Origin of the sequence: Streptomyces sp. CBMA123 (assembly GCF_014596465.1) — a bacterium.
GTDB lineage: Bacteria > Actinomycetota > Actinomycetes > Streptomycetales > Streptomycetaceae > Kitasatospora.
The window spans coordinates 1-8,292 of sequence record NZ_MECK01000231.1; the positions used below are offsets into that span (position 1 = coordinate 1).

Genomic DNA, 8,292 nt, shown 5'->3' on the forward strand with positions numbered 1-8,292 from the left:
CGCCCGCCCAGCGCCTCCCGCACCCGCGCCACCCCCCATCGCAGCTCCGGCTCCTCCGCCCGCAGCCCCAGCACCACGGGCGCCAGCCGTCGCGCCGTCGCGCCCGAGCGGGCCGCGAGGGCGAGCCAGCGGCCGAGGCGTTCGGTGACCGGTCGGGCGTGCGGCAGGTCCTCCGGCAGCAGCGGGTCGTGCCCGGTGGCGAGCAGGAAGAGCAGCCCGCCGAGGGCGTACAGGTCGACGGCCGGGTCGGCGACGCTGGTGCCCGCGAGGGCGAGCCGCCCCTGTTCGGGGGCGCGGTAGCCGGGGGTGCCGGCGGTTCCGGCCGCCCGGCCGGTCTCGGTGGCGAGTTCGAGGTCGACCAGGCGCAGGCCGCCGTCCGGGCGGACCATCACATTGCCGGGGGAGAGGTCGCGCAGTACCAGCCCCTGGCCGTGCACCCGTTCGACCAGGTCGAGCAGCCCGTGCACCACGGGTCCGGCCTCGGCCCAGTCGACGTCCGGGCTGCCGTCGCGCCGTAGCCGGGCGGCGACCCAGGCGCCCAGCGGCTGTCCGGCGATTCGTTCCTGCACCAGGAAGACGGAGTCGTCCTGCTCGATCAGTTCGACGGCGCGCGGCGCCAGCCCCTGGCCGTCCAGCCGGGCGAGCAGTTCGGCCTCGCGCCGCAGCGCGTCGCGGGCGTCCGTCCCGGCGCGGTCGACCTCGATGTGCGCCCGGGCCTGCTTGATCACGACCTCCGTGCCGCTCGCCGCCTCCCGCCCGAGGAACACGCCCCCCTTGGCGCCGTGCCGCACGGCGGCGGTCACCGCGTAGCGCCCGGCCGGCAGGACCCCACGGGCCCCGCGACTCCGGGCAGCAGCAGCAGAAGCAGCGGACGGATCCCGCACCCACCCCGGCGCCCGGAACGACCCGCCGCACCCGTCCTCGGCCCGTTCCCCGCCGGGCCCGCGCAGCACCGAGCGGTACTCCCCGTCGTTGCCCAGTTCCGCCCGCGCCGCGAACGCGCCGTAGCGGTAGTGCACCCGGCTGCCGGGCCGGTACGGCCGGTCGGACAGCACCACCGGCCCGGGCAGTCCGGCCGTGGCCCGGTCCAGTTCGGCCGCCGGCCGCTGGAACTGCGCGTCGTCCGCCGGGTGGACGGTGATGAACTTCCCCGCGGAGCCCCGGTCGCTGTTACGGGAGTTGAGCTCACGCAGCCGCTCCTCCGTGGCGGCGAACGTGAAGCCGCACGGGTCCGCGGCGAGCACCCGGACCACTGCCGCGAGTACCTCCCCACCCACCATCGAGGCCGCACTGACGTGCAGCTTCCACCCCTGGAGCGGAACCGGTAAGGGCGAGGAGAAGGGTGCGGACGCGGACGGCCGGGCCGTGCACCAGAAGCCCCCGACGGTGACCTCCCAGTCGCTTCCGCCTCCCCGGCCTCCGGCGCCGCCCGGCGCCGCCCGCGTCGTCTCCGGCCACGCACCGGTCGCCTCCGGTCCATGCCCCGCCGATCCCCGGCCCCCGGCCGTACGGAGGGATGTGCTCGCCCTCATCCGCCGCCACACCCCTTCGTCTCGGCTCCCGGCCGCGGGTGCCCTGCTCGGCATCCGCGGCGCGATGGCCCGGCCTGATCGGTTTCCTCGAAAGGAGCGGGAGTCCCGCTCCTGGACGGGAGTCCTCAACCGGGCCGTCGACCGATCGGTCGGGGCGGCCGGGGCAACTCCCTTTCGCAGGACTGAAGTTAGTTTCGAGAAAACCGAAGCCTCAACGCCGAGCCGGTCACTTCACTCGTAAGGATGATCCAGTGGCGGTTTCGAATTCGTACGAGAACACTGCTGTGAGTAACGGGCGCCCGGCGCCCCGAGCGCGTACGACGCGCGCGAGCCCGGACACGCGCCCCAGCAGCAGGTTGACGCGCACCTGTACGCCCCCGGCGCCCGCGCCCGAACGCCCCCACCCCCGCCCCCCCAGTCACGTCCCCCAGTCACGTCCCCACCCCCGTCCCCGGCCCCAGCCCCTGTCCCCACCCCCGTCCCCATCCCCTGTCCCCACCCCCGTCCCCCGATCGGCCGAGGCCCGACCGCCCCCGCGCGCACGGTAGTCTCGACAGGTGCCGAAACTGTCCGACGTCATCACCGCGCTCGAAGAGGTCTACCCCCCGCAGTGGGCGGAGTCCTGGGACGCCGTCGGCCTGGTCTGCGGGGACCCTCAGGCCGAGGTCAGCCGCGTGCTCTTCGCCGTCGACCCCGTCCAGGCGGTCGTCGACGAGGCCGTGGAGTGGGGCGCCGACCTCGTGGTCACCCACCACCCGCTGTACCTGCGCGGCACCACCAGCGTCGCCGCCACCACCTTCAAGGGCCGGGTGGTGCACACGCTGATCAGCAACGGCATCGCGCTGCACGTCGCCCACACCAACGCCGACCACGCCGACCCCGGCGTCTCGGACGCGCTGGCGGAGGCGGTCGGCCTCAAGGTCACCGGCCCGCTGGTGCCGGACCCGACCGACCCGCTGGGCCGTCGCGGCACCGGCCGGATCGGTCTGCTGGAGCCCCCTCTGACACTGTCGGCCTTCGCCGCGCAGGTCGCCGCGGGCCTGCCCGCGACCGCCGCCGGCGTGCGCGTCTCCGGCGACCCGAACCGGCTGCTGAGCCGGGTGGCGGTGTGCGGCGGCTCGGGCGACGGCTTCCTCGCCGACGTACGGGCGGCCGGGGTGGACGCCTACGTGACCGCCGACCTGCGCCACCACCCGGCCTCCGAGGCCATCGAGGCCACCGAGGCCGCGCCGGTCGCGCTGGTCGACGCCGCCCACTGGGCCACCGAGTGGCCCTGGCTCGGCCTGGCCGAGCGCGCCCTGCGGGCCGCCGCCGACCAGCACGGCTGGGCCGTGCAGACCAAGGTCTCCCACCGGGTCACCGACCCGTGGACCGCGCACGCCCCCATGTCCTTCACCGCCTGACCCGATTCACAGGAGCTTTCCCCTTGAACGCCGCGCCCGCCGACCAGATCCGCCTGCTCGACCTCCAGGCCTTCGACTCGAAGCTCGACCAGCTGGCCCACCGGCGCCGGGGTCTGCCCGAGCACGCCGAGATCGACAAGGCCACCGCCGACCACACCGCGCTCAAGGACCTCGTCGTCGCCGCCGAGGCCCAGAAGGGCGACACCGCCCGCGAGCTGACCAAGGCCGAGCAGGACGTCGAGCAGGTCCGCGCCCGTGCCGCCCGCAACCAGCAGCGTCTGGACTCCGGCGCGATCACCTCGCCGAAGGACCTGGAGAACCTCCAGCACGAGATCGGCTCGCTGGCCAAGCGCCAGAGCGACCTGGAAGACGTCGTGCTGGAGATCATGGAGCGCCAGGAGAGCGCCAAGAGCCGGGTCGAGGAGCTGTCCGCCCGCCTGGAGCACTCCACCGTCGTCCTCACCGAGGCCGAGAGCCGCCGCGACGCCGCCTTCGCCGAGATCGACCGCGAGGCCGACAAGGTCAAGCGCGACCGCGAGACCGTCGCCGCCGTCATCCCGGCCGACCTGCTGAAGGTGTACACCAAGCTGCGCGAGACCCAGGGCGGCGTCGGCGCGGCCCGCCTCTTCCAGCGCCGCTGCGAGGGCTGCCGCACCGAGTTCTCGATCACCGAGCTGAACGCCATCAAGGCCGAGCCGGCCGACAAGGTCGTCCGCTGCGAGAACTGCTCGCGGATCCTGGTCCGCACCGCCGACTCGGGCGTCTGACCCGGTGGCGGCGCGCTTCATCGTCGAAGCGGACGGCGGGTCCCGGGGCAACCCGGGGCCGGCCGGCTACGGCGCGGTGGTCCGGGACGCCGGCACCGGGCAGCTCGTCGCCGAGGCCGCCGAGTTCATCGGCCACGCCACCAACAACGTGGCCGAGTACAAGGGCCTGATCGCCGGACTCAAGGCCGTCCGCGACCTCGACCCGGACGCCTCGGTGGACGTCCGGATGGACTCCAAGCTGGTCGTCGAGCAGATGTCCGGGCGCTGGAAGATCAAGCACCCCGACATGCAGCCGCTCGCCGCCGAGGCGCGCACCGTCCTCCCGCGCGGCCGGGTCACGTACACCTGGATCCCGCGCGAGCGGAACAAGGACGCCGACCGGCTGGCCAACGAGGCGATGGACGCCGGCCGCGACGGGCGTCAGTGGGAGCCCCGGAAGCCCGCCGAGGCCGTCGCCGGGCAGGCGGCCGCCGAGCCGCTGCCGAAGCCCCCCGCCCCGAAGGCCGGCTGGGCCGCCCCCGCCGACCTCGGCACCCCGACCACCTTCGTCCTGCTGCGCCACGGCGAGACCCCGCTCACCCCGGAGAAGCGCTTCTCCGGCAGCGGCGGCACCGACCCGGAGCTGTCCGACAAGGGCCGCTGGCAGGCCGAGCGGGCCGCCGAGGCGCTGGCCGCGCGCGGCAGCATCCAGGCGGTCGTCGCCTCCCCGATGCGCCGCACCCGGCAGACCGCCGAGATCGTCACCGCCCGGCTCGGCCTGGAGGTCCGGTACGAGGACGGGCTGCGCGAGGTCGACTTCGGCGCCTGGGAGGGCCTGACCTTCGCCGAGGTGCAGGAGCGTTACCCGGACGACCTGTCGGCCTGGCTGGGCTCCGCCAAGGCCAAGCCGACCGGCAGCGGCGAGAGCTTCACCACCCTCACCCACCGGGCCGGCGCCGCCCGGGACAGGATCCTCGCCCGGTACGCGGGGAAGACGGTGCTGGTGGTCTCGCACGTCAGCCCGATCAAGACGCTGGTCCGGCTCGCGCTCGGCGCCCCGCCGGACTCGATGTACCGGATGGAGCTGTCCGCCGCCTCGATCTGCGCCGTCCAGTACTACGCGGACGGCAACGCCTCGGTGCGGCTGCTCAACGACGGCTCCCACCTGCGCTGACCCTCCCCACCGGGGTGCGCCGGGCCCGGCTCAGTGCACCTCGGTGACCACCACGTCCAGCTGCCACGGCTTGCGCGCCGTGCCCTCGGCGGCCGGCTCGACCCGGTGGCCCAGCTCCCGCAGCGCGTCCATCAGCTCGCCCGGCGTCTTCGGCTCCGCCCCGGCGACCAGCAGGTCCCGCACCAGCCGGCCCTTGGTCGCCTTGTTGAAGTGGCTGACCACCGTGCGCTTGCCGTTCCGCTCCTGCAGCACCCGGACGGTCGCCGTACGGGAGGCCACCTCGCCGGCCGGCTTCCAGGCCGCCGCGTACGCGGAACTGCGCAGGTCCAGCACCAGCCCGTCCGCCACCTCCGGGAGTGCGGCGGCCGTCGCGCCCCGCCAGTACGCACCGAGCGCCCCCAGCTCCGGGAGTTTCACACCCATCGAGCAGCGGTAGGACGGGATCCGGTCGGAGATCCGCACCGCGCCCCACAGACCGGAGAACACCAGCAGCGAGCGCTCGGCGCGGGCGTACGCGGCGGCGTCCAGGGTGGCCAGGCCCAGGTTGTCGAACAGCACCCCGGTGTACACCTCGGCCGCCGGACGGGCCCCGGCGCTGGGCAGGGCCGCGTTCTTGGCGATCTCGCCGCGCAGGCCGGGGGTCAGCCCGAGCACCTCGGCGGCCGTGTCCTCGTCGCCCCGGCACAGACCGACCAGCGCGTCCAGCACCGCACCGCGCGCCGCCGTCAGCCCCGGCAGCGACAGCCGGTCGAGCGCGACCGGCTCGCCGTCCCCGGACGCGGCCTTGCCCTCCGAGGGCGGCAACAGCACCAGCACAGCGGACTCCTCAACAGTTTGTGGCGGACGAACCCCGCCACCCTACTGCGGCCGCTCCGGCCCCCAACGCCACGCACAGGGGCGAGTAGTACCGGACGTTCAGCCGCCGGAACCGCGCCGAGCGCCCGCTTGACCGCCCGAACACCACCGGCCCGGCCAGCCCGCGCGCCAGCAGCACCCCGGCCACCGCCCGCACCCCGGCCCGCCGCGACCCCGGCGGCCCCACCGGCGCCGCCACCCCGGCCTCCGCCGCCACCAGGTACGAGGCCGTCCCCAGCAACCCCGCCACCGCCAGACAGGCACCCGCCGGCGGCACCCCCGCACCCGCCCCCACCACGGTGTCCGCGAACTCCTCCGCCGTCCGCAACGGCCACGGCGTCACTGCCCACACCACGTGCAGCGCCCCCGCCACCGCCAGCCCGGCCGCCACCCCGGCCCCGACCACCCGCACCGCACCCACCACCCGCACCGCACCCACCACCCGCACACCTTCCACGACCCGCCCTTCCCCCCACCGTACGAGCCCTCACCCCACCCCGACCCGCCGCCCGCCGCTCCGGTCGTGCTGCGCCCGCATCCCGCGGGCCGGCGGACGGTGCCCGAGCGTCCGCACCCGCGCCTCCGCCGCCTCGCGGGCGGCCCGCGAGGCGCCGTCGGACGAGCCGGGGCCGGGCGCGATCGTCGCAGGTCCGAGGACCGGGTGGTCCCGGGGGCACGGGCAAATCGGTGGGAACGGCCGGCGTTCCCCACTACCGTGAGTGGCGAAGGAGAGTGAGCGAGATGACCATGCGACCCCTGGACCTGGTGCCCGGCGACGGCGATGCCGTGGAGGAGTCCCTGTCCGTACGGCTGCCGGTGGGCCTGCCGGCGGAGACGCGGCAGGCGCTGGAGTTCGCGGTGCGGGCGGCGGCCGAGGCCGTGATGGCCGGGCGGGTACGCGTGACGGAGTCGGCCGCCGGGTCGGACACCGCCGAACTGGCCTTCGAGGTCCGCCAGTCGGAGGTCCCGGAGGCGCTCACCGAGCAGGCCCCGCAGGGCAAGGCCGAGCGCCGGGCCGCCATGGTGGCCCGGATCCGGGCCGCGAACGCGGAGACGCTGGAGAGGCTGAAGGACCTGTGACCACCGAGTACCTGGACCTCGACGACGTCACCTACCTCGCCGGGGGCCCGCAGAACGTCCGCGACCTGGGCGGGCTGCTCTCGGCGATCGCCCGCCCGCAGGCGAGCCTGTTCGGCGACGACGCCTACCCGGACCTCTGGACGAAGGCGGTCGCCCTCGGCCAGAGCCTGGCCCGCAACCACCCGCTGGTCGACCGGAACAAGCGCACCGCCTTCGAGGCGATGCTGCTGTTCCTGGACTACAACGCCGAGCCCTACAGCGACCCGCACCCGGACGACGCCGTGGCCTTCATGCTGCGGCTCGCCACCGGCGGCTACGACGACGCGATCGCCCTCGCCGCCAAGGACCTCAGGTCCCTGCTGGGGCGCTGAGGCCCGACCTGTCGAGCCCCGAGGGACGGAGGCCCCCGGCGGACGCGCCGGGGGCCTCCGTCCGGAATCACCCGATTCGCCCTACGCTGGCCTGCATGCCTCGCCGAAAACTGCGCGTCAAGGCCGTCGACTCCGCCCGGATCAACACCGAGCTGACCGAACTCCGCACCCGCCTGGAGATCCACACCGAGTGGCCCGAGGCGGTGCTCGCCGAGGCGGAGGAGGCGGCCGAGCGGCCCCGGCTGCCGGAGCACGACGCCACCGACCTGCCGCTGTTCACCGTCGACCCGCCCGGCTCCCGCGACCTCGACCAGGCCATGCACCTCACCCACCGCCCCGGCGGCGGCTACCGGGTGCACTACGCGATCGCCGACGTCGCCGCCTTCGTCCGCCCCGGCGGCGCCATCGACGCCGAGGCCCGCCGCCGGGTCGAGACCCTCTACTTCCCGGACCACCGCGTCCCGCTGCACCCGGCCCGGATCTCCGAGGACGCCGCCAGCCTGCTGCCCGGCGAACCCCGCCCGGCCCTGCTCTGGCAGCTGGACCTGGACGCCGACGGCGCCGTCGTGCTGGCGGACGTCCGCCGCGCCCTGGTGCGTTCGCACCGCCGCCTGGACTACGCCGCCGTCCAGCGCGCCGTGGACCTCGGTGGTGCCGACGAGCAGCTCGCCCTGCTCGCCACCGTCGGCCGGCTGCGCGAGGAGCAGGAGCGCGCACGGGGCGGGATCAGCCTGCCGGTGCCCGAGCAGGAGGTCGCGGAGACCCTGCACGGCTACGTCCTCGGCTACCGCGCGCTCGGCCCGGCCGACGGCTGGAACGCCCAGATCTCGCTGCTCACCGGCATGGCCGCGGCCGAGCTGATGCTGGACGCGGGCGTCGGCCTGCTGCGCACCCTGCCGGCCGCGCCCGCCGCCGCGTACGAGCGGCTGCGCCGGATCGCCGCCGCGCTGGACGTGGACTGGCCGCAGGCCGTCCCGTACCCGGAGCTGATCCGATCGCTGGATCCGGAGGTGCCGTTGAACGCCGCCTTCCTGAACGCCTGCACCGGTCTGCTGCGCGGCGCGGGCTACCACGCCTTCGACGAGTCCCGCGGCCGGCCGGCCCCCGCCGAGCCGGGGCACGCCGCGCTGG

Annotated in this window: 9 protein-coding genes; 6 read left to right on the top strand and 3 right to left on the bottom strand. The window is 75.4% G+C overall.

Going from position 1 to position 8,292, the window contains the following annotated elements:
• A partial coding sequence (locus BG452_RS24390) for a protein kinase domain-containing protein (protein ID WP_411293003.1) occupies positions 1 to 1,280 on the bottom strand: 1,280 nt, incomplete at its 3' end.
• A gap of 809 nt (positions 1,281 to 2,089) precedes the next feature.
• Between BG452_RS24390 and BG452_RS24395 the strand changes: the two genes are divergently transcribed.
• From BG452_RS24395 to BG452_RS24405, 3 genes are read left to right on the top strand one after another with little or no spacing between them, the layout of a single operon-like run.
• Entirely contained in the window at positions 2,090 to 2,935 is an 846-nt protein-coding gene (locus BG452_RS24395; protein ID WP_188306502.1) for a Nif3-like dinuclear metal center hexameric protein, read from the top strand.
• 23 nt (positions 2,936 to 2,958) lie between these two features.
• Positions 2,959 to 3,702: a zinc ribbon domain-containing protein gene (locus tag BG452_RS24400; RefSeq protein WP_188306503.1), complete on the top strand. Its 744-nt coding sequence runs from the start codon at positions 2,959 to 2,961 to the stop codon at positions 3,700 to 3,702.
• Positions 3,703 to 3,706: 4 nt separating this feature from the next.
• Positions 3,707 to 4,855 carry a bifunctional RNase H/acid phosphatase gene (locus BG452_RS24405; RefSeq protein ID WP_188306504.1) on the top strand — a complete coding sequence of 383 codons (1,149 nt, stop codon included), beginning with the start codon at positions 3,707 to 3,709 and terminating at the stop codon, positions 4,853 to 4,855.
• 30 nt (positions 4,856 to 4,885) lie between these two features.
• Here BG452_RS24405 and yaaA read toward each other — a convergent pair whose 3' ends face one another.
• Positions 4,886 to 5,671, bottom strand: a complete 786-nt coding sequence (gene yaaA / locus BG452_RS24410) for a peroxide stress protein YaaA (RefSeq protein WP_188306505.1) — start codon at positions 5,669 to 5,671, stop codon at positions 4,886 to 4,888.
• A 10-nt stretch (positions 5,672 to 5,681) separates the two neighbouring features.
• Positions 5,682 to 6,167, bottom strand: coding sequence for a DUF3995 domain-containing protein (locus tag BG452_RS24415; protein ID WP_188306506.1), 486 nt, complete (start codon positions 6,165 to 6,167; stop codon positions 5,682 to 5,684).
• Between the two features lie 284 nt (positions 6,168 to 6,451).
• On the opposite strand from BG452_RS24415, the gene BG452_RS24420 reads away from it, so the two are divergent.
• The 3 genes from BG452_RS24420 to BG452_RS24430 all read left to right on the top strand — a co-directional run.
• On the top strand, positions 6,452 to 6,790 hold the full coding sequence (locus BG452_RS24420; protein WP_188306507.1) for a hypothetical protein: 339 nt from the start codon (positions 6,452 to 6,454) through the stop codon (positions 6,788 to 6,790).
• Positions 6,787 to 7,161 carry a type II toxin-antitoxin system death-on-curing family toxin gene (locus BG452_RS24425; protein ID WP_188306508.1) on the top strand — a complete coding sequence of 125 codons (375 nt, stop codon included), beginning with the start codon at positions 6,787 to 6,789 and terminating at the stop codon, positions 7,159 to 7,161. The genes BG452_RS24420 and BG452_RS24425 overlap by 4 nt, the downstream gene beginning before the upstream one ends.
• A gap of 95 nt (positions 7,162 to 7,256) precedes the next feature.
• Positions 7,257 to 8,292, top strand: a 1,036-nt coding sequence (locus tag BG452_RS24430) for an RNB domain-containing ribonuclease (protein ID WP_188306509.1), incomplete at its 3' end; no start/stop codon positions are given.